General features: G+C 65.4%; 23 protein-coding genes and 1 tRNA gene. 13 read left to right on the forward strand and 11 right to left on the reverse strand.

All coding sequences use genetic code 11. From position 1 onward, the window contains the following. Window positions 1-161: 161 nt before the first annotated feature. The 4 genes from E7T10_RS10890 to E7T10_RS10905 are packed head-to-tail and all read left to right on the forward strand — an operon-like array spanning window position 162 to window position 1,536. Window positions 162-632 carry an HNH endonuclease gene (locus E7T10_RS10890; protein WP_137721811.1) on the forward strand — a complete coding sequence of 157 codons (471 nt, stop codon included), beginning with the start codon at window positions 162-164 and terminating at the stop codon, window positions 630-632. After that, window positions 632-811 (forward strand): hypothetical protein, encoded by a 180-nt coding sequence (locus E7T10_RS10895; RefSeq protein WP_137721812.1) that lies wholly within the window; start codon window positions 632-634, stop codon window positions 809-811. Before E7T10_RS10890 ends, E7T10_RS10895 begins: the two co-directional genes overlap by 1 nt. Continuing rightward, window positions 804-1,034 (forward strand): hypothetical protein, encoded by a 231-nt coding sequence (locus E7T10_RS10900; RefSeq protein WP_137721813.1) that lies wholly within the window; start codon window positions 804-806, stop codon window positions 1,032-1,034. Before E7T10_RS10895 ends, E7T10_RS10900 begins: the two co-directional genes overlap by 8 nt. Then, window positions 1,018-1,536 (forward strand): hypothetical protein, encoded by a 519-nt coding sequence (locus tag E7T10_RS10905; RefSeq protein WP_137721814.1) that lies wholly within the window; start codon window positions 1,018-1,020, stop codon window positions 1,534-1,536. The genes E7T10_RS10900 and E7T10_RS10905 overlap by 17 nt, the downstream gene beginning before the upstream one ends. Here the strand turns inward: E7T10_RS10905 and E7T10_RS10910 are convergent. Then, window positions 1,533-3,404, reverse strand: coding sequence for an AIPR family protein (locus E7T10_RS10910; protein WP_137721815.1), 1,872 nt, complete (start codon window positions 3,402-3,404; stop codon window positions 1,533-1,535). The genes E7T10_RS10905 and E7T10_RS10910 overlap by 4 nt on opposite strands. A gap of 247 nt (window positions 3,405-3,651) precedes the next feature. Next, window positions 3,652-3,743: transfer RNA gene (locus E7T10_RS10915), tRNA-Ser, on the reverse strand. Window positions 3,744-3,882: 139 nt separating this feature from the next. Here E7T10_RS10915 and E7T10_RS10920 point away from each other — a divergent pair. Genes E7T10_RS10920 through E7T10_RS10935 form a run of 4 tightly spaced genes read left to right on the forward strand, consistent with a single transcriptional unit; the run spans window position 3,883 to window position 8,688 of the window. After that, complete coding sequence (locus E7T10_RS10920) at window positions 3,883-5,367, forward strand: exopolysaccharide biosynthesis polyprenyl glycosylphosphotransferase (protein ID WP_137721816.1); 1,485 nt, start codon at window positions 3,883-3,885, stop codon at window positions 5,365-5,367. Then, the gene (locus tag E7T10_RS10925) at window positions 5,364-6,824 is read left to right on the forward strand and encodes a polysaccharide biosynthesis C-terminal domain-containing protein (protein WP_371275491.1); all 1,461 of its coding nucleotides are present in this window, start codon (window positions 5,364-5,366) and stop codon (window positions 6,822-6,824) included. The genes E7T10_RS10920 and E7T10_RS10925 overlap by 4 nt, the downstream gene beginning before the upstream one ends. Beyond that, window positions 6,821-7,753, forward strand: a complete 933-nt coding sequence (locus tag E7T10_RS10930) for a glycosyltransferase family 2 protein (protein WP_137721817.1) — start codon at window positions 6,821-6,823, stop codon at window positions 7,751-7,753. The genes E7T10_RS10925 and E7T10_RS10930 overlap by 4 nt, the downstream gene beginning before the upstream one ends. 2 nt (window positions 7,754-7,755) lie before the next feature. After that, on the forward strand, window positions 7,756-8,688 hold the full coding sequence (locus E7T10_RS10935) for a glycosyltransferase family 2 protein (RefSeq protein ID WP_137721818.1): 933 nt from the start codon (window positions 7,756-7,758) through the stop codon (window positions 8,686-8,688). Here the strand turns inward: E7T10_RS10935 and E7T10_RS10940 are convergent, their stop codons facing one another. From E7T10_RS10940 to E7T10_RS10955, 4 genes are all read right to left on the reverse strand, one after another. Further along, the gene (locus tag E7T10_RS10940; RefSeq protein ID WP_137721819.1) at window positions 8,689-9,192 is read right to left on the reverse strand and encodes a DUF1543 domain-containing protein; all 504 of its coding nucleotides are present in this window, start codon (window positions 9,190-9,192) and stop codon (window positions 8,689-8,691) included. It lies immediately after the preceding gene. Window positions 9,193-9,203: 11 nt separating this feature from the next. After that, window positions 9,204-10,868, reverse strand: coding sequence for an FAD/NAD(P)-binding protein (locus E7T10_RS10945; protein WP_137721820.1), 1,665 nt, complete (start codon window positions 10,866-10,868; stop codon window positions 9,204-9,206). A 121-nt stretch (window positions 10,869-10,989) separates the two neighbouring features. Then, window positions 10,990-11,691 (reverse strand): hypothetical protein, encoded by a 702-nt coding sequence (locus E7T10_RS10950; protein ID WP_045811613.1) that lies wholly within the window; start codon window positions 11,689-11,691, stop codon window positions 10,990-10,992. 47 nt (window positions 11,692-11,738) lie between these two features. Continuing rightward, window positions 11,739-13,178 (reverse strand): Wzz/FepE/Etk N-terminal domain-containing protein, encoded by a 1,440-nt coding sequence (locus E7T10_RS10955; RefSeq protein ID WP_137721821.1) that lies wholly within the window; start codon window positions 13,176-13,178, stop codon window positions 11,739-11,741. Between the two features lie 121 nt (window positions 13,179-13,299). On the opposite strand from E7T10_RS10955, the gene E7T10_RS10960 reads away from it, so the two are divergent. After that, complete coding sequence (locus tag E7T10_RS10960; protein WP_137721822.1) at window positions 13,300-14,049, forward strand: polysaccharide biosynthesis/export family protein; 750 nt, start codon at window positions 13,300-13,302, stop codon at window positions 14,047-14,049. Window positions 14,050-14,057: 8 nt separating this feature from the next. Here the strand turns inward: E7T10_RS10960 and E7T10_RS10965 are convergent, their stop codons facing one another. After that, window positions 14,058-14,363, reverse strand: a complete 306-nt coding sequence (locus E7T10_RS10965; RefSeq protein ID WP_137721823.1) for a sel1 repeat family protein — start codon at window positions 14,361-14,363, stop codon at window positions 14,058-14,060. Window positions 14,364-14,677: 314 nt separating this feature from the next. Here E7T10_RS10965 and E7T10_RS10970 point away from each other — a divergent pair, with 314 nt between their 5' ends. After that, entirely contained in the window at window positions 14,678-15,262 is a 585-nt protein-coding gene (locus E7T10_RS10970) for an RcnB family protein (protein ID WP_137721824.1), read from the forward strand. Between the two features lie 162 nt (window positions 15,263-15,424). After that, a complete protein-coding gene (locus E7T10_RS15945) occupies window positions 15,425-16,519 on the forward strand; it encodes an RcnB family protein (RefSeq protein ID WP_246845990.1) in 1,095 nt (364 codons plus the stop codon). 726 nt (window positions 16,520-17,245) lie between these two features. Here E7T10_RS15945 and gatB read toward each other — a convergent pair. The 4 genes from gatB to E7T10_RS11000 all read right to left on the reverse strand — a co-directional run bounded on the left by gatB (window position 17,246) and on the right by E7T10_RS11000 (window position 21,149). After that, entirely contained in the window at window positions 17,246-18,739 is a 1,494-nt protein-coding gene (gene gatB, locus E7T10_RS10985; RefSeq protein WP_137721825.1) for an Asp-tRNA(Asn)/Glu-tRNA(Gln) amidotransferase subunit GatB, read from the reverse strand. A 2-nt stretch (window positions 18,740-18,741) separates the two neighbouring features. Next, entirely contained in the window at window positions 18,742-20,220 is a 1,479-nt protein-coding gene (gene gatA, locus E7T10_RS10990) for an Asp-tRNA(Asn)/Glu-tRNA(Gln) amidotransferase subunit GatA (RefSeq protein ID WP_137721826.1), read from the reverse strand. A gap of 2 nt (window positions 20,221-20,222) precedes the next feature. Next, entirely contained in the window at window positions 20,223-20,510 is a 288-nt protein-coding gene (gene gatC, locus E7T10_RS10995; RefSeq protein WP_039247681.1) for an Asp-tRNA(Asn)/Glu-tRNA(Gln) amidotransferase subunit GatC, read from the reverse strand. 93 nt (window positions 20,511-20,603) lie between these two features. Next, on the reverse strand, window positions 20,604-21,149 hold the full coding sequence (locus E7T10_RS11000) for a hypothetical protein (protein ID WP_137721827.1): 546 nt from the start codon (window positions 21,147-21,149) through the stop codon (window positions 20,604-20,606). A gap of 73 nt (window positions 21,150-21,222) precedes the next feature. On the opposite strand from E7T10_RS11000, the gene ruvX reads away from it, so the two are divergent. Continuing rightward, window positions 21,223-21,702 carry a Holliday junction resolvase RuvX gene (gene ruvX / locus E7T10_RS11005; protein WP_017506485.1) on the forward strand — a complete coding sequence of 160 codons (480 nt, stop codon included), beginning with the start codon at window positions 21,223-21,225 and terminating at the stop codon, window positions 21,700-21,702. After that, a complete protein-coding gene (locus E7T10_RS11010) occupies window positions 21,699-22,622 on the forward strand; it encodes an AEC family transporter (RefSeq protein ID WP_137721828.1) in 924 nt (307 codons plus the stop codon). The genes ruvX and E7T10_RS11010 overlap by 4 nt, the downstream gene beginning before the upstream one ends. Window positions 22,623-22,645: the final 23 nt, after the last annotated feature.

Consider the following 22,645-nt stretch of genomic DNA (forward strand, 5'->3'; position numbering starts at 1 on the left):
GACAGCGTTTCCCGCGTCGCTGACTAAATAACATCACAACCGTTCCGGCGAGAGCAAGTCGCGGATCGGGCCGATGTTTGAAACGCGCGCATAGTCTGAACAGCTTGTTCGTTTCCAGAAAGAGGCCCTGCCGATCTTGCTCATCGGCGGGGCCTTTTCGTTTGGAAACTGAATTGGAGAAATGTCGCAAATGCGCTGATGCGTTGACGCCGGGAGTAAACTGGTCAGCGTCACGAGTAAGGAAGCCTGACCGAATTTGCAGCCCCTGCAACTCGGCCGCCGCTGCGGTCTGGAACCGAGCGCACCCCGAAGCGAGGCAAGGCACACAGAAGGTCTATCGCAAGAACCACCTCGACAAGCTTGCTTCTGACAATAATCGCCGTCGCGCGGTGAAGCTGGCCGCTCTGTCCCCGGATCGAGACGAAGCCAAGATCGCGGCTGTATATTCGCTGGCCAGTCGCCTGACTGCGCGGTTCGGCCGCCCTTACCACGTCGATCACCTTGTGCCGCTCGCCAAAGGTGGGCTGCACCACGAGGACAACCTTGTGGCCATGCGGGGCGACTACAACTTGGCAAAGAAAGACAAGATCATCCCATCGGTCATCTCGTTTTTTGGCGGGGAGGCCGCCTGATGCACTCGGCCTTCCAATACAACGGCAACCCCGTCACCGCAGCCGAAGCCGCAGCGATCATCACCGAACGCCGAGCGGAATGGCATCGCAAACGGTTGGACCGTGCGCGAGATCGCGACGCCCGCGACGGCGCAATTCTACGCCAACTTTGGTCGATGATCCGGGGGCGCGATGTCTAACCGCGTCTACACCGATGCCGAACTGACGCCACGGATGCTGGCTCAGAAGCTGGACCTCTTTTGCCGCGCCGACGCCAACGCGCAGAACACCCGATCCGAGATCAGCAAGACCCGGACCCGGCTGCACGAGCTTGAGAACCTTCTGATCACGCTGGACGCGGAGATCGAGGACGCCGCCGAGTTCGCATCGACTTACTTCCTTAAACGTGGAACGCTGGATTGAAGAAGCGAATGACGAGGGCGAGATGAATTTCACTGCACCGCTGATTTTGATCGCCGCGCTCGCTTGTTTTGGCCCGGCTGCGGCGCAATCCCAATCCGAAGTGCCGCTCTACGTTGGAGAGGTGACTGCGGCGAACGCCGAGAGGTTCACGTCTACGCTTTCGAATCAGGTTGATAAAGTCGTTGGCTTGCAGATTGTATTCGGCACAATCAGCGAAGGCGACGTGCTGACGGACGGCTCTCTGAACGGCGGTGCCTATATCTCTTTTGCCAATTCGTATGCGGGGGGCGTCCAGATCAACATCCCCGACGCCTATTTGAGGCATGGCGAATGGGTCGCTGACGGCTTCTACACCATCAAATACGGAGGGATGGGTCAGGGCATCATGGGCTACTACCTGCGCCCGGCAGACGAGGCAGCGATCCGACTCTCGGAAAAGCCCATCGTCCAGCGTCCAGTCGAGGCATTGCCGCCTGTCGAGCGCACGAGAACCGCTGATTAGGCTTCGGTGATGGGTGGCTCGCCTTCGTCCGACACGTCATTGGAAGCGGCAACCTCCTCGACCCCATCACCGCCCGAAGCCGCCGCCTTATCCTCAGCAGTTTCGGCGACGAGCGACGCAGCATAAGCCCGCGCCGCTTCGATCACCCTCGTTTGGAATGATGGACTCTTAGCAACTTTGTCAGTGCCCCCCGCATCGGTGAACAGTCCAATCACCGCGCCGATAGCGTGATTGAACTCGTCGGGCGATGGTGAGTAGCCTCTCCACATATGGGCCGCTTGAAGGCTTGCCTTAAATTTCGCAGCACTCAGGTAGGCAAGGATGTGGAAAATGACATCGTTCTTGAAACTTGACGGTGCTGATGCATAGGACGCGATTAGCCGCGTCATGATCTCGCGTTTGGCGACGATGATGTTGAGGAAGCTGTCCAGAGGATATTTGTCCGAAAACAGACTGATGTAATCTTCGTCTGATTTCAGGAGCGTGGTGGGGCGGCCTCTCGCATCTGCGGGGCGGAAAAGAATGGCGGCCATCAGGGCTTGAGCCATTTCAGCCAGCGTGACGATCTCGGTCACTTTCTTTCCGGCAATGCGATACTGGTTCTTACGACGCTCGTAGTAGAGGCCATTACCCTTCAAGTGGTCTTCGATGTTGCGGTGAACGTGATCCATTCCGCGCAGGTAGGCTTTCGGAATATGTGTCTGGCTATTCGTCGCCTTGATCACCTCATCGCGGGCCTTCTCACTCGATGGCTGGATGATTTTCACCAGCAGGATTTGCTGGCGCCGCTTTTCCTTGATCTCCTCGGCAACCAAGGGATCGGTCATGAAAGCGTAGATGACATTCGAAGTTTGAAGACCATTCACCAGAAGTGGGTCCGTTAGGGTGAGAACTTCCCCCTTCTGATCGATGTCGCTGGCTACAATGGTGATCCCATTGTTGAACCACCAGAAGTCGCCTTCATCGAGTTCATGCAAGGTCTTCTTGATGGCTTCGTTGACCTCGGACTTGCCGAGAAAGTCGCGGACGTTAGCATCGAAAAAGCTGCGGATTAAAACGCCATGGTCGTCGGTTAGAAAATCGATGAAGGCGCCGATTGTCGTCAGGCATGCAAAGGAGTCAGCCGTGCTGGACGAGATAACTTTATGGTTCGCCAAACGCTTTTGCCGGGTGCGCGGCAGGCGAGACAGCGCGATCAGTTCCTCCGCGCCGACGAATTCAAAATTGACGTCTTTAGTCCCAGCCGCCTTGCTGATTTGATCGCTCAAAGTCTGGGACGTCTTGATGACTGTCTCGTGGATCGCGGCCGTTGATGCCTTTGTGACATAAAACACGGTCGTAGCGACCCGGATCGTTCGACCAGACGTGTCGAAGAGAACTCGGCGCGCTACTGCAAACAAATCCTGTAGCTTGGTGCTGTAGCCTGCGATGTAGCCGTCATAGGTCTTCGACAGGTCGAGCAGATCGGTGACAGTTGCTCGGATGATTTTCAGGGGGTTCTCTTCAAATCCCGTCGTGTTTTTTGATTGAATGAGGATCAGGTCCACGTCGAGCGGGCCTTTATCGGGAATCTCTTCGCCTTCCTCACCGCGCAGGCTGGCACCGTTGACGATGACATACATTGCGTCGATTTGACCATCGAGACTGCCATCTGTGAGACCGGCGTCGATGTCATCCTTGGACAGATCGAACTTTAGAAGAACCTGCTCGTGCGCGACGCTCATGAACGCTTCGTCGAGATTGGTCGTCCCAAGATCGTCGGCCCGTGATTTCACGAGGCCATCGGTCAACGCTTGATATGTGTTATTTGCCATCCAGCCGATCTCGCGTGTTTCACCTGATTTATCAACCGCAAGTTTTGGAGGCATTGACCTGTCAACCGCGCCAGATCGTGCCAAGCCCTCAGCCGAGGGCCTGAAAATCGTGCCAATCGTGCCAAACCGTGGGTCACGATGCTGATTTCGTTTACGAAAATAGAGAGCGGGGAAACCGTGCCAAGGCCCAGATTTCCCCGTTGAAACCGTGCCAACCGTGCCAAAAACGAGCCATCTGGCGCGTGTGGCACGGCACGATCCGGCCAGATAGCCGTAAGTTATTGGTTTTGCTGGGAATGAATGGCGGAGACGGAGGGATTCGAACCCTCGGTACCCCTTACGGGGTACGACGATTTAGCAAACCGTTGCCTTCAGCCACTCGGCCACGTCTCCTGCGAGGGCGTCGATAGCGGAGGCTGATGCGTCGCGCAATCCGGTTCGAGAGAAAGCGTCCACGTTAACGCGGCATAGAGGCCAAAGCGGCAGTATCGCGGCCATCATTCGCCCCCCCGGATCGCTTCTGGACCGCCTGTTGCTCGACCGTCCCGCCAGTCTCGCCGCCGACACGCCGCTGAAGAGCCGGCCGTCGCGTGGGCCGTTCCGCCCGGAGATCTGGCTGAATGCGCGCGAGCGTTCGTCCGTGCGGCTGTCGGCGCATTATTTTCGGCTGATCGACGTGTTGATGGTCTGCGGGCTGGCGTTCAGCGCGGTCCTGGCGATCCAGCCGACGGGCTTGGCCTCGATCACGGTCGGCGACGCCGCGCCCGTGGTCGTCGGCGCCGTTCTGGTGCTCGTGCTGATGCGCGCGCTTCAGCTTTATCGATTCGGACACGACACGCCCTGGCCTCTGCATATGGCTGGCGTTGTAGGCGTGGGCGTCGTCTCGGCCGGTATTGCGCTCGTCTTGGGTTGGACGCTGGACCGGCCGGCGCTGGACGTCATTGCGCCCTGGGCGCTGACGACGACGGGCGCCCTGGCGCTGTTGCACGGCCTGTGGCTGGTCGTCATTGCGCGGTGGCGTCGGCTGGGCGTGCTGTCGCCCAACATCGTCATCGTCGGCGCGACCCGAAACGCGCGACGTCTGATCGAACAGGCGTTGGAGCGGCGCGACATGAATGTGCTGGGCGTGTTCGACGACCGGCTGGCCCGATCGCCCGACAGCGTCGCCGGCGTGCCGGTACTGGGGACGGCCAAGGCTCTGTTGACCCACCGGCTGACGCCCTATGTCGATCGGATCGTGTTGGCCATCGATCCCGAAGCGGGTCAGCGCGTGCGCGACCTGACGCAGACCTTGAACGCCCTGCCCAATCCGCTGACGGTCCTGGTCGATTCGGAGTTGGGACGCGACGGGGTACTGAACAGGCTCGCCAATGCGCCTCTGGCGTCCCTGGACGGTCCCGTCGATCCCGACAGGCGAGCCTTCAATAAGCGGATGCAGGATTTGCTGATCGGCGCCGTCGCCCTGGTCGTCGCTGCGCCCATCATGGCCCTGGTCGCCTTGGCGGTGAAGCTGGACAGCGCCGGCCCCGTCTTCTTCCGCCAGCGCCGCCATGGCTTCAATCACGAGACCATCGTGGTGTGGAAGTTCCGCTCGATGCGCCACGCCGCCGCCGACGCGACCGCCAGCCGCCAGGTCTGCGCCGACGACGACCGCGTGACCCGTGTCGGTCGCTTCATCCGCGCCACCAGCCTGGATGAGCTGCCCCAAATCTTCAACGTCCTGTCGGGCGAGATGTCCCTGGTCGGTCCCCGCCCCCACGCCATCGGCATGAAGACCGGCGAGACCGAATCCGCCCTGCTGGTCGCCGAATACGCCCATCGCCACCGCATCAAGCCCGGCATGACCGGCTGGGCCGCCATCAAGGGCTCGCGTGGACCGGTCGATACCGAGGCCCAGGTGCGCGAGCGCGTCCAGTTGGACATTGAATATATCGAGCGCCAATCCTTCTGGCTGGACCTGTGGGTCATCGCCGTCACAATCCCCGTTCTGCTGGGTGACCGGGCGGCCGTGCGTTGAGCGAGAAGCGCATGTTCTGGCGCGGCGTCTGGGGCTATCTGCCGGCCCAGATCGTCCAGGGGGTCGTCGGTTTTCTGACGATCTTCGTCTTTACGCGCCTGCTCAGCGCTGATGACTTCGGCCATTACGCCCTGGCGTTTTCGGTCACGACCCTGGCCCACACCGTTACTTTCACATGGCTTGAGGCGTCGATGGCGCGCTTCTGGGCGGCCGAGCGCACGCCCGAGGGCATGGCGACCCATTTCGCCAGCCTTTACCGCACATCCTTCGCCACCATCGCCGTCTTCATCCCGATCGCGGCGCTGATCGTGTGGCTGGCGCCGCTGACGCCGGCGTTCAAGATCGCTGTCGCCTTCGGCCTGGCCGGCGCGCCGGTGCGTAACCTCGCCAAGCTGGCGCAGGAGCGGTATCGCGCGGCGGGCGAGGTGTCGAAATCCGCCGCCGTGGACATCGGGGTCGCCGTATTGGGGTTCCTGGTCGGGGCCGGGTTCGCCCTGGCCGGCGTCGGCGCGGCGTCTCCTCTGCTGGGCCTGGCCATCGCCCCCCTGTTCGCCCTGCCCTTCATCTTGCCGGGCGAGTTGCGCCAGGCAGGGGGCGGGACCGTCGATCGCACGCGGCTGAAGGCCTATGCCCTCTATGGCTATCCCATTGCGGCGTCGCTGACCTTGGCCTTGGTGCTGGCCTCGACGGACCGGTTTCTGCTGGCAGCCTTCATGGATGCTGCGGCGGTCGGCGCGTATCACGCCAGCTACAGCCTGGCGAACCGGACGCTGGACGTCATCTTCATCTGGCTGGGCGCGGCCGGGGCGCCGGCCATGGTCATGGCGCTGGAGCGCGGCGGACGCGAGGCGCTGCGTCAGACTGCCATCGAACAGGGTTCGACTCTGATCCTGATCGGCCTGCCTGCCGCCGTGGGCCTGTCGCTGGTCGCGCGACCGCTGGCGGAGTTGATGATCGGCCAGGATCTGCGCGCCGCCGCTGCGCTGGTGACGCCGTGGATCGCGGCCTCGTCCTTCCTGTCAGGGATGATCGCCTACTATTTCGGCTTCGGCTTCACCTTGGGCAAGAAGACCGGCCTGCTGCTGGTGACGATGGCGATCCCGGCGCTTTGCAACGTGGCCCTGAACCTGGTCTTGATCCCCCGCATGGGCGTAACCGGCGCGGCCGTTTCGACCGCCGCCAGCTTCGGCATCGGCTTGATCGCCTGCATTCTGCTCAGCCGCCGCGCCATCGCCCTGCCGATGCCGTGGGAGGCGCTGATCCGTTGCGGGATCGCCTCCGCCGTCATGGCCGGGGTCGTCTGGTTCCTGCCGCCCATCGGCGGTTTCTTGGAGCTGATGATGGACGCGAGCGTGGGCGGCTTCGTCTATGCCATCGTCGCCCTGACGCTGAACGCCGCCGGGGTGCGTGACGTGCTGCTGCGCCTGATCCGCGCGCGCCGGAGCGTGACGGCATGAGCGCCCATATCTTTGACAACACCGCCTGGTCTCAGGCGACGCCGACGATCTCGGTCCTGATCCCCTTCCTGCGCGACGATCCGCAAGAACTGTTGCGCCGACTGGACAGCGAGGCCCCCGCCCTGTCCGGCGCGGTCGAGTTGATCCTGCTGGACGACGGCACCGCCGACGCTGATCTGACGACCCGGCTTCATGCCACCATCGACGCCCTGCGACTGCCCGCCCGCCTGATCACCCTGGCGGCCAACGAGGGTCGCGCCAGGGGCCGCAACCGCCTGACCACCGCCGCGCGCGGCGAGGCCTATCTGTTCCTCGACAGCGACATGCAGCCCGACACGGCGGCCTTCCTGCAAAACTGGCTGCGACTGGTCACCGACAGCGCGCCCGCCGTGGCCTTCGGCGGCTTCTCGCTGGATCAGGCGCCGACCGACGCGCGGTTCGCCGTCCACCGCGCCCTGTCGGGCGCCTCGGAATGCTTGCCGGCGTCGGAGCGCGCCCTGACGCCTGAGAAATACGTCTACACCTCGAACCTACTGGTGCGCCGTGACGTCTTCGCCGCCGAGTCCTTCGATCGCGGTTTCAGCGGCTGGGGCTGGGAGGACGTGGAGTGGGCTATGCGCGTCTCGCGCCGCTTTACCGTCGTCCACATAGACAATCCCGCCACCCATATGGGCCTGGACACGGTCGAGGATCTGGCGCGCAAGTTCGATCAGGGCGCCGGCAACTTCGCCCGCGTCGTCGCCCTGCACCCCGCCCTCGTCCAGACCTATCCCAGCTACAAGGCCGCGCGCGCCCTGAAACGCCTGCCCGCCCTGCCGCTGGCGCGCCGCCTGATGAAACAGGCCGCCTTGACGACGGCCCTGCCGGTCAAGGCCCGCGCCTTCGCGCTCAGGCTCTACCGCGCCGCCGTCTATGCGGACGCCGTATGACAATGCGCGATGTCGCCGTCATCATCCCGACCCTGCGCCGCCCCGACAGTCTGGAGCGGGCCCTGCGGTCGGTCTTCGGACAGACCGGATCGTTGCACCGCATCGCCGCCATCGTTGTCGCCGACAACGACCCTGATGGGTCGGCCGCCCCCGTGATCGAACGGCTGCGCGCCGAGGCGCCCGTGCCCCTGACCTACGCCCACGCCCGCATCCCCGGCGTGGCGACGGCGCGCAATGTCGGCCTGGCCGCCACAGACGCGCCCCTGATCGCCTTTCTGGACGACGACGAAGCCGCCTCTCCCGGCTGGCTCGCCGCCCTGCTGAGCGCCCAAACCCAGACCGGCGCCGATGTCGTCTTTGGCCCCATTCGCGGACGGGTGCCGGAAAACACCGGCTGGACCACCACCTATCTGGAGCGGTTCTTTGGCCGGGACGGCCCGCGCGAAACCGGCCTGACCGACGAGATCCACGGCTGCGGTAACAGCCTGATGGTGCAGGCGACCGCCCTGCCCGGCGAGGCCCCGTTTGACGTCGCCATGAACGAGACGGGCGGCGAGGACGACCGGCTGTTCACCGCCCTGTCGGCGCGCGGCGGTCGGTTCGGCTGGGCCGCCGAGGCCTGGGTGGATGAGTTCGCCCCGCCTCACCGCGCCACGCTGACCTACGCCCTGACCCGCGCCTTCGCCTATGGCCAGAGCCCGACCCAGATGGCCGCCGACCGCCGCGACTGGCCCGGCGTCGTCAAATGGATGGTGGTCGGACTGGCCCAGACCGGCGTATGGGGCGCCGCATCACTTCTGGCCGCCCTCCTGCGCCGCCCAAACCGCGCCTACACCTACGACCGCTGCGCGCGTGGTCTCGGCAAGGTCTTCTGGACCAAAGGCTTCGAGCCGAAACTGTATGGCGCGGCGATGCTGAAGCGCCCCACGGCCTGATCAGCGGATCGGCATGTAGCGGCAGGTGAAGTCCGGATCGCCGCTCATCAGGCTGGGCTTGAGGTGGATGTAAAGACGTTCGGCGCCTGCGACGTCGTCCAGCGCAAACGCCTGTTCGGCCTCATACATCTCGTCCCGGTGCGCGTCCGTCCAACCCTTTGCCAGTTTGATAGCCCGCGCCTTGGCTGCCGGCAGGCTGTCAGCGACGACGAAGACATTGCGGTGCTGCTCGGCGAAGGCGACGCCATCATAGCCGCCCAAGTTGACGTAGTAGAGCTTTTCCTTGCCCTCGAACGGTGTGGGAAGCAGGCTGATGTCGTAGCCGTCCGCCTGCGAAATCTCCGACCAGCAATCGATGTGCAACGTCCCTTCGCGTCCCCACCACTGCGCCAGCAAGGCGTCTTTCGTCGCTTCGATCGACGGGGCGACGAGGAAACGCATATCGTGCACCTCGATATTGGCGCCGGGGTGTTCCCCGCCGATGTAGATCGCAAACAGCTTCATTCGTCCTCGCGTCAGGCCGCCGTATCGGCGTGATCGACCGCAGGCTTTGCGGTATTCAGGATCAACGCCAGTCGCCGACCGACGATCCCGCCCATTTCGTGCGAACTGGTGATCCCTTGCGCAAAGGGATGCCGCCCCATGATGAACGGCAGGCTGAGACAGAACAGCCGATCCGTCGGCAGGGGCGCATCGACCGGCCGGAAAAGGTCATCGACAGCAATCCCCCGGACCACGTCGGGCGCATCGTTGGCGACTTGATCTCGAACGATCCCCTGCTCGAGAAGGGACAGGAACGGAAACTGGATGCCGCTCAGGGCCGCCTGACCCGTCGCCTCGATGAAGATCGGGAAATGGCGTGTCGTCCCGCCTACGGCCACGCGCGCGCCGCCTTCGGGACAGCGCGTATCGACGTCGTGATCGTCGCCCAAGGCGATGACGTCCAGCCGCCCGGCGGCGTGCAGCGCCAGCATCCGCTCGATCGATTCATGCGGCACGCCGGCGTAGATATCGACGAAGATCGGCTTGAAGGCGCGGCTGAACCGCTCGAACTCGGCGCTGTCCAGATGCGGCACGATGACGGCGACGATCTCGTGCATGCGCAGGATGCCGTCGCGCCAGGCCACCGTCACCTGTGCGGCATGATTCGCCTGCGCCTCCTTCAGGTTCGCAGCGGCCCAGACGAACGGATCGACCGATGCGCGCCGCGCGAAATAGGCCTCGGCGAAGGTTTCCAGCGTCGCCTCATGCAATCCGGTCTCGGCGGCGTAGTCCGGATCCAGATGGCTCAGCTCGGTTCGAAACAGGTCGAATACGGCGTCCAGCAGCCCGTCAGGGCCGCGCGCCACAGCCGCAGCGACAGCCTCGGGCGTGCAATAGGTCAGCGGCCCATGCGGCAGCGGAAAATAGAAGTCCGCCTCGGGCAGCAGCCCCTTTCGCGACATCATGGCGATGTGAAAATCCTCGGTATCCGGCGCGGGCTGATAGATCAGCCGATCATCCCGCCGAACGAAGTCGCCGTGGGACGTTGCCAAGGCCACGGCCGCATCGATGGCCGTCAACGACGACCCCCGAATGCCGATGCGTGTCGCCGGAACATCCGCAAGGACCGACGCAGGCCATGGGCTTAGAAAATATCCGGGCTGGGCGTCCGGCCGCGACGGCCACTGGTGACCCGTCGCCAGAACCACATGGTCGAACACAGCCTTGGCGACCTTCTGCGACGGCGGCGACGTGAAGGTCAGCTCGATCCCATCTTTGCGGTTCGCCGCGTCGATGACCCGACATCCCGTCCGCACATCGATGAGAACACCCTTGGCGCGGGCCTGCTGAACCAAGGCGGCGAACTGACTTTCGAAATACCGCCCCAAGGCGACACGCGGAACGAACGTGCGCTCATCGAGAGACGCCCCATCCACGTCCAACTCTGCCAGTTCGGCGGGCGTTCGTGCCGACAGCCAGTCGGCCAGCGTGTCCTGCAATGGCGGGATTTCGATGCTGGCGATGTTCGACAGCATCGCCGGATCGTTCCAGTCCGGGCTGTAGGGGCCGCCGCACCCGGCCGTCTCGCGCGCCTCGAACACCGTGATCTGCGCCGAGACGACGCCTTGGGACAGCAGGGCATGGAGGGCGTAAAGCGTCGTCGGCCCCGCGCCGACGAATGCGACGGACTTTGTCATGGCCACACAATGCGCGACGCACGCAAAGGCGCCGCATCCGCACTCGATTTCAGCGCAACCGCTTCATTTTCCAGCCGAATGTGCGGAATCCGACGTCTGAAACGTCACCTCAGAAGCGGCTTCAGCCCATCAATCGCTGCAGGAACCCCGGCGCCTTGTAGGTCGAGCGGTTCATGACCACGCCGGCGATCTTGCCCCCCACAGCCTCGATCTCGTCACGCAGGATGACTGGCGCGTGGGCGGCGGTGCTTTCGGCGGCGATCACCAGAACCGTCATGTCCACGAAGGGCGCCAGGATGATCGCCATGTCGTTGCGGTCAGCGGCGGGCGCGTCGATGACGATGGTGTCGGCGTGGGGCCGCAGCGCCTCCCAATAGCGGGGCTCTCCGACCGCCTCGACCCGGTGTCCGGACCGCAGCGCTTCCATGTGGAAATGCGTGACCCACAACCGGCCGCCCAGGCACGACCGCGCCGTCAGCAGCCGCGAATCCGGCACCGGCTTGCCGTCGCGACCGGTCACGCGCGGCGTCACGGCGTAGAAGCTTGAGCCGTCGGGCGAGCCTTGCGCGGCCTTGCCGACCTGGCCGAACCGATCCGGCTCGGCTGACACCGTCTCAAGCTGCCCCTGCTGCGCCAAATCGCCGTCGATCAGCCAGACGGGCTTGCGCGCTCGCACCGCCGCCAGCCGCGCGAACTCCCGCGCTACGGTCGAAACGCCCTCGCCGGTGACGGCGGACGCGAACTGGATCACGCGTGCGCGGTGCGCCGGCGCCGGTCCCAGCGTCGCCCAAAGGCCCGCCATTTCTGAAGTCAGATCGACCATCGAATCGCCAAGGCGCTCCCTAAGCCCTCAGCCTAGCACGAGTTTCGCTAAGCCGCCTTGGCCGGCGCGACGGCGAGAACCGGCATGTCCAGGGTGCGGCTGACCGAGGCCGGGGTCGTGAAGCCGCGACGCGTGAACACCCGCAGCAGGCCGACGCACAGGGCGGTGAAGCCGGCGAACAGGAAGACCGCCGCCAGCAGCGGGATCTTCAGGCTCTTGCCCGTCGCCGGCGGCTGGGCGCGCTCGATGACGGTGACGTTGTCGGCACCGGCGGCGACCAGGGCGTTATCGGCGCGGCTCTGGGTCTCACGTTGCTGGAACTCGCGGATAGAGGCGCTCAGCACTTCGCGATTGCCGGCCAGGGTCGTGTTCTCGGACTCCAGCGCGGTCAACCGCGCCTGCCGCGAACGGATATCGGCCAGCTGCCGGTCCAGAACCGCCAGACGCGCCGCCAGCGAGTCGCGCTCGGCCCGGGTGTTGATCCGCGTGGTTTCAAGCTCGGTCCAGACGGGGTTGGGTCCGGTGCGGACCTCCTTGGCCCCGACGGCCGTGCCGGTCGCGACATAGGCCTGCAGCTGATTGATCCGCGCCTCGATGTCCTTCACCGGCTGGGCGTCAGGCTGATAGCGCGACAGCAGTTGCTCGCGCTCGGTGCGCAGTTGCAACACCTGGTCCTGGGCCGAGATATTCAAATCCTGCTGCAGCGCCACCTCCGCCGGGGTTGCCGCCTGCTGCGCGATCAGGGTGTTCAGCCGTTGGGCGGTCTGGTTCAGCTGGCTCTGCGTCGACATCCGGTCGGTGAAGACCGTCTGATAGGTCGCCGCCAACGTCGCCTTGGCCGCCGTGAAGTCGCCGATGTCGTTGGACGCCAGGAAGGCCTCGTAAGCGCGATCCGCATTGCCGAGCTCATCCTCGAAGGCGATGCGCTGGCTGGCGATGGCGGGCGTCTTGTCTTGGAAGACTTCCCGACGATAGATCAGATATTGCTCAATGATCGTGTTCAGGACGCGGGCCGCGCGTTCGGGATCGTCGGCCTTGTAGGTCAGGTGGATGACCGCGCTGCCCGGCGCCGTGGCGACGCCCAGGCCGCCGCCGACGGCCTTCAGCGCAGCGGACCGCGCGGCCTGCGGACTGCCCTTGGGCGGCTCGCCCAAGATGGCGGCGGGCCCCAAGGTGTCCACGACCTTTTGGCGAACGGCGCTGGAGCCCAGGATGGCGGCTTCGGAATTGGCGACCTCGTCGCCCTGCGGCGCCTGGCCCCGCTCGGCCGTGCCGACGCGCGGCTGATAGACGTATTCCTGCCCCACGCCCGCAAACACTGAGCCGGTTGCGGTGTAGCTCTTCTTCAGCGTCATGGCGGCGGCGAACCCCAGCCCGAGGATCACCACGAAGACGACGATCATCAGCAGCAGTTCGCGGAACAACAGGCCGATCACGTCCAGAACGCCGTAGCGCGGCCTTGTGGTGACGTGTGCGGTGGAGCGCATCGGGCGGGCCGAATCCCTTGAAAGGCGTGTGGTCCTCACCCTTCGCCCACCGGCGTTAACCGATGATTACCCATAACCGGCGAGGTTGCCCGATATCCCTCGTCGAGGCCGACCGATTCCCATGCTGACCGATCGCCGCCTGTTTCTGCTGACCCTGGGTTCAGCCTCCATCGCCGCGTCGCTGGCGGCCTGCGGCGGCGCCGGCGGCGCTGGCGATCCCCGGCGCGTCGACCGGTCGCCCTACGACGCGCTCGCCGGCCTGCCCTTCGCCCCCTGGACGGATCAGGAGCCGGAATATCTGCTGTATCCCGGCGATGAGATCGAGGTGGCGACGCCGACGGCTTCGGAGCTGACGCGCACGCTCAAGGTCGGTCCCGATGGTCGCATCGCCCTGCCCCTGATCGGATCGGTCATGGCGGCGGATCGCACCCTGCCCCAGCTTCAGCAGGTCGTCTCGGCGGCCTATGCGTCACAGCTGGTGCGCCCGGTTGTCGAGGTCACACTTCGCCAAGCCGGCCCGATCCGCGTTTGGGTCGATGGCGAGGTGCGCAACCCGGGCGTCTTCGAAATGATCGGCGATCTGGACGCCTATCAGGCGGTGATCCAGGCCGGCGGCTTCGCCCCGACGTCGCGTCAGGACAGCGTGGCCCTGATCCGTCGCGGTCCGGGTGGATCGCGCATGATCCGGGTGGTGGACCTGCGTCCGCGTCGCGGCGAGGTCGTGCCCTTGCGGCGTGGCGACATCGTCTTCGTACCGCGGTCGACGCTGGGCGAACTGGCGGCCTTCTTCACCCAGGTGCGCGCCGCCCTGCCGATCGGCTTCAGCTATTCGATCAACGGATCGAACGGCAACGGCTACGCTCAGTTCTAGCTGGTCGTTTAGGCGACCAGCTGAACCACGCCCTGGTCAATGTAGCGTCGCGCGGCCTTCTGGGCTTCGGCGATCTCCTCGCGTTCCATCTCCAGGCTCATCTCGCGGCGATAGACGCGCGCCTCGATCGAACCCTTCATGGCCGCCAGGTTGAAGATCATGTGGGCCGACACCCTGTCCATCGGGCAACCGCCCGATCCGGCCGAATACATCATGCCCAGTTTGAACAGGTCGTCGCCGGACATGTCCGCGGTCGGCAGGGGCAGACCGTCGTCGTGGGCCTGCAGGTCGTGCGCCATTTCTTGCGCGTTCATCACCGTATCTCCTCAACGGGCGCCCTTCTGGGCCCGCCTCTGAGACGCCATCAAATACCGGTGGTTTGAAGTTGAAGTTAACAGCGAAACGGGTCGCACGTACTTTTCAGTAAAGCAGAAATGAATACTTCCGACACGATTCAGACCTCGGAAATCTCTGATAAATCTCTCGTTTACGCCTCGCCGGAGCGGCCTACGCGCGCTGCAAACCTGACGGGATCGTTCAGCGGGCATTCAGGCGCGGAATCCGACCTTGCTCATCATTAACGGGTCGGATCGGCACATCCGTCGGCGGCCCAGAATGGAGCACGAAGATGAACCGCCTCACCAAGGCCGCCGTCGTCGCCCTCGCCCTGTCGACCACGGCCGTGCCGATGCTCGTTCAGGCCCAGGACCGCGACCGCCGCGAGTATCGTCAGGATCGTCGTGACGACCGCCGCGACTTCCGACAGGAACGCCGTGAAGATCGCCGCGACTGGCGCGACGGTCGCTACGACAGCCGTCAGGATTATCGCCGTGATCGCCGCGACGACCGCCGCGACTACTGGGCGGAACGCCGAGAGGATCGTCGCGATTGGCGCAACGACCGCTGGGACCGCAATAACAGCAACTGGTGGCGCGGCCGCTCGGACTTCCGTGGCTACAACGGTCCGCGCGCAGGCTACTGGTACGCCCCCAGCTACGGCTACTATCGGGTCGAGCCGCGCTACAGCAACTATCGCTGGCGCACCGGCGGTTATCTGCCCTACCAGTATCGCAACTACTATGTCCGCGACCCCTATGTTTACGGCCTTCGCGAAGCGCCGCGCGGTTATCGCTACGTCCACGCCGGCAACGACATCCTGTTGATCGCTGTGGCCAGTGGCCTGATCGCCAGCGTCCTCTCGGGCGTCTATTAAGCCTCGTCATAACCGGACGATCGAACCCCGCAGGTCCTGCCTGCGGGGTTCTGCTTTTTCGGACAGCCCCTTGATTGCGAACAGTGTTCAGCCTGGGTTCATCGCCACGGATCGATGATCGCCTCAAGCCGCCGCAGACCCGGCGTGCAGGAACCAAAGACCATGAAACGCCTCCTGGTGGCTTTCACCGCCATCGCCGCCGTCGCCGGCCCGCTTGCAGTCCCGATGCAGGCCCTCGCCCAGGAACAGGAACAGGCTCAGCAGGAACGGCCGCAGCGCGAAGGGCGCGCCCGCGGCATGAACCGGCCCGAACGTCCGCAGATGGGTCGTGAGGACGGACCGCGCGAGCCTCGCCCCGAACGTCCCAGTCGCCCCGCAAACGATACGCCCCGTTTCGAGCGCCCGTCGGGTGGCGAACGTCCGAATGCGGGCGGCCAGCGTCCGGATCGTCCCGAAGGCGGTTGGAACCGGCCCGATCGCCCGAACACCGGCGGCCAGCGTCCCGACCGGCCCGAAGGCGGCTGGAACCGCCCTGATCGCCCCAACGCCGGCGGCCAGCGTCCCGACCGGCCCGAAGGCGGCTGGAACCGCCCTGATCGCCCCAACACCGGCGGCCAGCGTCCCGACCGGCCCGAGGGCGGCTGGAACCGCCCTGATCGCCCCAGCACAGGCGGCCAACGTCCCGACCGGCCCGAGGGCGGCTGGAACCGCCCTGATCGCCCGAACACCGGCGGCCAACGTCCAGATCGCCCCGAAGGCGGCTGGAACCGGCCTGATCGGCCCGATCGCCCAAATGCCGGCGGTCAACGCCCCGACCGTCCTGGAAACGGCTGGAACCGTCCCGACCGTCCGGGCTCGGGCTGGAACAACGGTCGTGACCGCGACCGTCAGCACCGGGAGTTCCGCCAGCGCTTCAACGGCGATCAGTGGCGGCGCGACTTCTATCGCAACCACCGCTCGGACTGGTGGCGCAACGATCGGCGCTTCAGGGGTTACAACGGGGTGCGCGTCGGCTTCTACTTCGCGCCGGGCTGGGGCTACTACAGCGTGCCGCGCTCCTACTGGGGTCGGTCGTGGTCGGTCGGCCAGTATCTGCCGGACGTCTTCTGGCGCTACCAGCTGAACGACTGGCGCACCTACGGCCTGGGCTATCCGCCGGAGGGCACACGCTGGGTCTCGGTCGACAACACCCTGTATCTGATCGACGAATACGATGGCTATATTATCGACGTCATCCGCGACGCCTGGCGCTGGTAGCGGCCTGACGTTTTTAAACTTCCGCCCGATGGCCCCGCGCCGTCGGGCTTTTTTATTGCCCCGCTTCGCTGAGATTGCGAACCATGACCCTGGCGTGACCTTGGCCTGATGCGACATCTTGTCAGGCATCACTCGATCGCAAGGTATTCGAAGCCCTGCGCTATGCCACAAACGCCGCTTGGCCGAGATCAGCTTCAGCAATCATCGCTTGAAACGACTTGAGACCCGCTGGACGAAAATCGGCCGCGATGCGCTCCGACGCTGCCCTTCGTCGCCACTCACGATGACGTCCGGACGCGTTTCCGGATGCCGTTTCAATCGAAGGACATGTCCCGATGAAGATCGCACTGACCGCTTTGGCCGCCTCGATGCTGCTGGCCGGCGCCGCAACCGCCCAGCAAGCGCCCAGCGCACCGCCGCCGCCTCCGCCCCCGCCGGTCGATCATCAGATTCCGCACCACCCGGCCCCGCCGCCGGTCGATCCCGCCGTGCCTGCGCCGCCAGCGCCCCCGGCGCCGCCCCCTGCCGATGAGTCTGCACCGCCCCCGCCGCCTGCACCGCCCGTTCCGCCAGTGCCAACCGACCCGGACGCCCCCGTCCCGCCCGCGCCTCCGGCTCCCCCCGCACCGCCGGCGCCGCCCGTCCCGCCATCGGCCTGAGCCTGGAAATGGAAAAGGCCCTGCGGATCGCTCCGCAGGGCCTTTGCTTTTCGTCCGACGCCTCGCCTTACAGGCCCAGCTTGGCCTTCAGGATGTCGTTGACCGCCGCCGGATTGGCCTTGCCGCCCGTGGCCTTCATGACCTGACCGACGAACCAGCCGATGGCCTGGGGCTTTTCAGCCACGGCCGCCGCCTTGTCCGGATTGGCGGCGATGATTTCGTCCACGGCCTTTTCGATGGCGCCGGTGTCCGTGACCTGTTTCAAGCCGTGCTTCTCGACCACCTCGGCCGGCGAACCTTCGCCGTTCCAGACGTGATCGAACACCTCCTTGGCGATCTTGGACGAGATGACGTTCGTCTCGATCAACTCCACCAGCTGCGCGACGTGCGCCGCCGGCAGCGGGTTCTGGCTGAAGTCCTTGCCCTCGGCCGCCAGGCGCGCCGAAACCTCGTTGGTGACCCAGTTGGACACCAGTTTGGCGTCCCGACCCTTGGCCGCGGCTTCGAAATAGTCGGCCTTCGCCTGTTCCGAGATCAGTACGATGGCGTCGTATTGCGACAGGCCATAGTCCGCCATCAGGCGCTTGCGCTTGTCGTCCGGCAACTCGGGCAGCGACGCCTTGATCTCGGCGATCCAGGCCTCTTCCAGATCCAGCGGCAGCAGGTCGGGATCGGGGAAGTAGCGATAGTCCTGCGCCTCTTCCTTGGACCGCATCGAGCGCGTTTCGCCGGCCGTCGGGTCGTACAGGCGCGTCTCCTGAGTGATCGAACCGCCGTCCTCCAGAATTTCGATCTGGCGGCGCGCCTCATACTGGATCGCCTGAGAAATGAAGCGGAAGCTGTTGACGTTCTTGATCTCGCAGCGCATCCCCAGATAGCTGAAGTCGCCCGTCTCCTTGAACTTGTCGTAGTTGCCGGCCCGGCAGACCGACACGTTCACATCGGCCCGCAGATTGCCCTTCTCCATGTCGCCGTCGCAGGTGCCTAGATAGATCAGGATGGTCCTGATCTTCTTCACATAGGCCACCGCCTCGTCCGGCGTGCGCAGGTCGGGACGCGAGACGATCTCCATCAGCGCCGTGCCGGCCCGGTTCAGGTCGACGTAGCTTTCGGTCGGCGACAGGTCGTGGATCAGCTTGCCCGCATCCTGCTCCAGGTGCAGCCGCTCGATGCCGACGTTGAAGAAGCTGCCGTCCTCGGCCTCCACCTCGACCACGCCTTCACCCACGATGGGATAATAGAGCTGGCTGATCTGATAGCCGGTCGGCAGGTCGGGATAGAAGTAGTTCTTGCGGTCGAACTGGCTGCGGCGATTGATCTGCGCGCGCAGTCCCAGGCCCGTCTTCACCGCCTGTTCGACGCAGTGTTTGTTCAGCGTCGGCAGCATGCCGGGAAAGCCCGCATCGACCAGCGACACCTGCTCGTTCGGTCCCGCGCCGAAGCCGACGGCGGCGCCGGAGAACAGCTTGGCCTTCGACGCCACCTGGGCGTGGATTTCCAGGCCCATGACGATCTCCCAATCGCCGGTGCGGCCTTTGATGGTCTTGATATTGTCGCTCATGCTCACCACCACTTGCCCGGCTTGGCCGTGAAGCCCGCCGCCCGTTCCAGCGCGGCGCCGACCTGGAAGACCGTCGCCTCGTCCAGCGCCTTGCCGATGACCTGAAGCCCCAGCGGCAGGCCGCCGGCGTCCACGCCCGCCGGCACCGAAATGCCCGGCAGGCCGGCCAGGTTGGTCGTCACCGTGAAGACGTCGTTCAGATACATGGTCAGCGGGTCGATCTGCTTGTCGCCCAGCGCGAACGCAGCCGACGGCGTCGATGGCGTCAGGATGGCGTCCACCTGGCCCCAGACGTTGTCGAAGTCCTCGGCGATGCGGCGACGCACCTTCAGCGCCTTGACGTAGTAGGCGTCGTAGAAGCCGGCCGACAGCACATAGGCGCCGATGGTCAGGCGACGCTGGACCTCCTTGCCGAAGCCCTCGGCGCGCGAGGTCGCGTACAGATCGTCCAGCGACTTGAAGTCCTCCGCCCGATGCCCGAACCGCATCCCGTCGTAGCGAGCCAGGTTCGACGACGCCTCGGCCGGCGCCACGATATAGTAGGTCGGCAGGGCGTATTTGGTGTGCGGCAGGCTGATCTCGACGATCTCGCAGCCGGCGTCCTTCAGCCAGGCCACGCCTTGATCCCACAGGGCCTGGATCTCGGCCGGCATTCCGTCCACGACATATTCGCGCGGCACGCCGATGCGCAGACCCTTGACCGACTTGCCGACCGACTGGGTCCAGTCGGGCGTCGGGATGTCCAGACTGGTCGAATCCTTGGCGTCGAACGAGCACATGGATTGCAGCAGCAGGGCCGCGTCCTCGACCGTCTTGGTGATCGGCCCGGCCTGGTCCAGCGACGAGGCGAAGGCCACCATGCCGAAGCGGCTGGCGCGGCCATAGGTGGGCTTGATCCCGACCGTGCCGGTGAAGGCGGCGGGCTGGCGGATCGAGCCGCCAGTGTCCGATGCGGTGGCGGCCAGGCAGAGATTGGCCGCCACGGCCGAGGCCGAACCGCCCGACGAACCGCCCGGCGTCAGCTCGACGTTCGAGCCGGTCGACTTCCACGGGTTCTTCACCGGGCCAAAGGCCGAGGTCTCGTTGGACGAGCCCATGGCGAACTCGTCCATGTTCAGCTTGCCCAGCATGACCGCCCCGTCGCGCCACAGATTGGCGGTGACGGTCGATTCATAGGGCGGTACGAAGCCGCGCAGCATGTTGGAGCCGGCCGTCGTCTGCACGCCCTCGGTGCAGAACAGGTCCTTGATCCCCAGCGGCGCGCCTTCCAGCGCCCCGCCCTGGCCGGCGGCGATGCGGGCGTCGGACGCGCGCGCCATGTCCATGGCCTTGTCCGCCGTCACCGCGACATAGGCGTTCAGCGTCGGGTTCGAGGCCTCGATACTGGTCAGGAAGGCCTGGGTGATTTCGGCCGAGGTGAAGTCCTTGGCCTTCAGCCCGTCGACGGCGCCCTTCAGGGTCAGTTTCGTCAGGTCGCTCATGACTATTCGACCACCTTGGGCACGACGAAGAAGCCGTCCGCCGACTTGGGCGCATTCGACAAGACCGCATCGACCTTGGCGCCGTCGGTGACGACGTCGTCGCGCAGGCGCAGCGGCTGGGCGACGTTCGAGGTCATCGGCTCCACGCCTTCGACATCCACCTGATCCAACTGCTCGATCCAGGCCAGGATGCCGTTCAGCTCCTGCGCCAGCGGCTCCAGCCGGTCCTCGGGGGTCTTGATGCGGGCGAGATGCGCAACCTTGCGCACCGTCGCAGCGTCGATGGCCATGCGGCCCTCCAACACAAAATGAAAACGAAGCGGTCGGATTAGCCGCACGCTTTGGGATTCACAAGGATCAGCCGCCCGTCGTCAGGCGTGATCTCACTGCGACGTGCTGACGGACACCGCGTTCGGCGGCGACTCGCCGCTCGGGGGGAAGTCGATCTGAACCGTGCGCTCCACCTTCAGGATGTCGCCGTTCGGCCCCGCCGTGTCCTGACGCACCGCCAGGACCACGCGCCCGGCCTTCGCCTCGACGACCTTCCATTCGGCATAGTCGCCCAGTGGATAGGCGCGCCAGCCCTCGGCCGAACCGCCGAACAGGGCGAAATAGGTCACCAGACCATTCACCGCCGGGTCGCCGCCTGACAGGCTGAAGACCTTGGCGTTCTGGTCCGGCAGGGCCTGCAACTGCGACACGTCGGCCGCCGTGCCGATCTCTTCGCGTGCAGCAGCCGCGCGCCGTTCGGCAGGCCCGACCGGCTTGGTGGTCGGGGGCGTGACTGCGCGTGTGATCACGGCCGGCGTCGGCGCGGCTGCCGCGATCTGAGTATCCTGTGCGGTCTCGGTCTTGGCCGGCGCGTCGGACTGTCCGCACCCGCTCAGCACAAGCCCGAGAGCCGTCATCGCTGCTGTCGCTATGCGCATATCATCGTCCTTCCTGTCCACCATCGTCACCATCGCCTTTGACTTCGGCCCGCGCCAGTCCTAACCGCAGGCCGTGCCCGTTCTCGACCTCCTCGACCTGCCCGCCGCCTGCCCGCCTGACACGCCGTGGATGGGGCTGGATCTGGGCGAGAAGACCATCGGCGTCGCCGTGTCGGATTCCACCCGGCTGATCGCCTCGCCGCTGGAGCTGATCCGCAAGTCCAAGTTCACGCAGGAAGCCGAACACCTGTTCAAACTGATGGCGCATCGCAAGGTTTCGGCCCTGGTCATCGGCCTGCCCGCCAATATGGACGGCACGGAAGGTCCGCGCGCCCAGTCGTGCCGCGCCTTCGCCCGCAACCTGGAGCGGCTTCGGCCCGTCAACATCGCCTTCTGGGACGAGCGCCTGTCCACCAGCGCGGTCGAGCGCTTCCTGATCGAGGATCTGGACCTGAACCGCAAACGTCGCGCCCAGGTCGTGGACCGCACCGCCGCCGCCTGGATTCTGCAAGGGGCGCTGGATCGGGTTCGGGACCAGGCGACCTGGGTTTGACGGCCCTGATCGCCGGCGTCCTGCCGGTCTTTCTGATGATAGCCCTGGGCTACGGCCTCAGAAAGTCCGGCTTCCTGCCCAACGAGGCGTGGCGGCCGATCGAGAAGCTGTCGATCAACATCTTCTACCCGAGCTTCCTAATCCCCGCGATCTGGCACGCCGACCTCGCCGGCGGCGGCGCGACCGTGGCGGGCGCCGCGGCGGTGGGCGCGACCCTGATCGTGGCGGCCGCGACCCTGGCGTCCAAGCCCCTGATCACACTCGATGGTCCGGCCTATACCAGCGTCTTTCAGGGCGTGATCCGCTGGAACAGCTTCGTCTTCGTGCCGGTGATCCAGTCGGTCTATGGCTCGGAAGGCACAGCGCTGGCCGCGGTCGCCATCGCCTTCATCATTCCCGTCACCAACATCGCCTGCGTCGCCGTGCTGGCGAAATGGGGTTCACTGCGCCGCGAGCCGTCAGTGGTCGGGCTGATCAAGTCGATGCTGGCCAATCCGATTCTGCTGGCCTGCCTGATCGGCCTGGCGCTGAACCTGTTGCGCGTGCCGCTGATCCCGGGCCTGTCGGATGCGATGGACCTGCTGGGCGCCGCCGCCCTGCCGCTGGGCCTGATCGTCGCCGGGGCGGGTCTGTCCTTCGCCGAGGTCAAACGCCGCCGCACCACCATCGCCGCTGTCAGCCTGGTCAAACTCGGGGTCATGCCGCCGCTGATGTGGTTCATCGCCTGGGCCCTCGGCGGCGACAGCCTGGCGCAGGGCATCGCCCTGATCTGCGGCGCCGCGCCCGGCTCGGCCGCCTCCTACATCCTGGCGCGCCAGATGGGCGGCGACGCCCCCCTGATCGCCGGCGTCATCGCCCTGACGACCGTAGGCAGCGCCGTGGTCATTCCCATCCTGCTGGCCCTGTTCCACTTCACCTGACTGGCGTTCAGACCGAGTCGCGC

It is taken from the genome of Brevundimonas sp. SGAir0440 (assembly GCF_005484585.1).
Taxonomy (GTDB): domain Bacteria; phylum Pseudomonadota; class Alphaproteobacteria; order Caulobacterales; family Caulobacteraceae; genus Brevundimonas.

Excerpts from the sequence above, each read along its gene's own strand:
- gatC (WP_039247681.1), bottom strand. The coding sequence starts at position 20,510 with ATGGCCATCGACGCTGCGACGGTGCGCAAGGTTGCGCATCTCGCCCGC.
- E7T10_RS10900 (WP_137721813.1), top strand. The coding sequence starts at position 804 with ATGTCTAACCGCGTCTACACCGATGCCGAACTGACGCCACGGATGCTG.
- E7T10_RS10910 (WP_137721815.1), bottom strand. The coding sequence starts at position 3,404 with ATGCCTCCAAAACTTGCGGTTGATAAATCAGGTGAAACACGCGAGATC.
- E7T10_RS10935 (WP_137721818.1), top strand. The coding sequence starts at position 7,756 with ATGCGCGATGTCGCCGTCATCATCCCGACCCTGCGCCGCCCCGACAGT.
- E7T10_RS10965 (WP_137721823.1), bottom strand. The coding sequence starts at position 14,363 with ATGAACGCGCAAGAAATGGCGCACGACCTGCAGGCCCACGACGACGGT.
- E7T10_RS10950 (WP_045811613.1), bottom strand. The coding sequence starts at position 11,691 with ATGGTCGATCTGACTTCAGAAATGGCGGGCCTTTGGGCGACGCTGGGA.
- E7T10_RS10930 (WP_137721817.1), top strand. The coding sequence starts at position 6,821 with ATGAGCGCCCATATCTTTGACAACACCGCCTGGTCTCAGGCGACGCCG.
- E7T10_RS10940 (WP_137721819.1), bottom strand. The coding sequence starts at position 9,192 with ATGAAGCTGTTTGCGATCTACATCGGCGGGGAACACCCCGGCGCCAAT.
- E7T10_RS10945 (WP_137721820.1), bottom strand. The coding sequence starts at position 10,868 with ATGACAAAGTCCGTCGCATTCGTCGGCGCGGGGCCGACGACGCTTTAC.
- gatB (WP_137721825.1), bottom strand. The coding sequence starts at position 18,739 with ATGAGCGACAATATCAAGACCATCAAAGGCCGCACCGGCGATTGGGAG.
- E7T10_RS10960 (WP_137721822.1), top strand. The coding sequence starts at position 13,300 with ATGCTGACCGATCGCCGCCTGTTTCTGCTGACCCTGGGTTCAGCCTCC.
- gatA (WP_137721826.1), bottom strand. The coding sequence starts at position 20,220 with ATGAGCGACCTGACGAAACTGACCCTGAAGGGCGCCGTCGACGGGCTG.
- E7T10_RS10895 (WP_137721812.1), top strand. The coding sequence starts at position 632 with ATGCACTCGGCCTTCCAATACAACGGCAACCCCGTCACCGCAGCCGAA.
- E7T10_RS10970 (WP_137721824.1), top strand. The coding sequence starts at position 14,678 with ATGAACCGCCTCACCAAGGCCGCCGTCGTCGCCCTCGCCCTGTCGACC.
- E7T10_RS11000 (WP_137721827.1), bottom strand. The coding sequence starts at position 21,149 with ATGCGCATAGCGACAGCAGCGATGACGGCTCTCGGGCTTGTGCTGAGC.
- E7T10_RS10955 (WP_137721821.1), bottom strand. The coding sequence starts at position 13,178 with ATGCGCTCCACCGCACACGTCACCACAAGGCCGCGCTACGGCGTTCTG.
- E7T10_RS15945 (WP_246845990.1), top strand. The coding sequence starts at position 15,425 with ATGAAACGCCTCCTGGTGGCTTTCACCGCCATCGCCGCCGTCGCCGGC.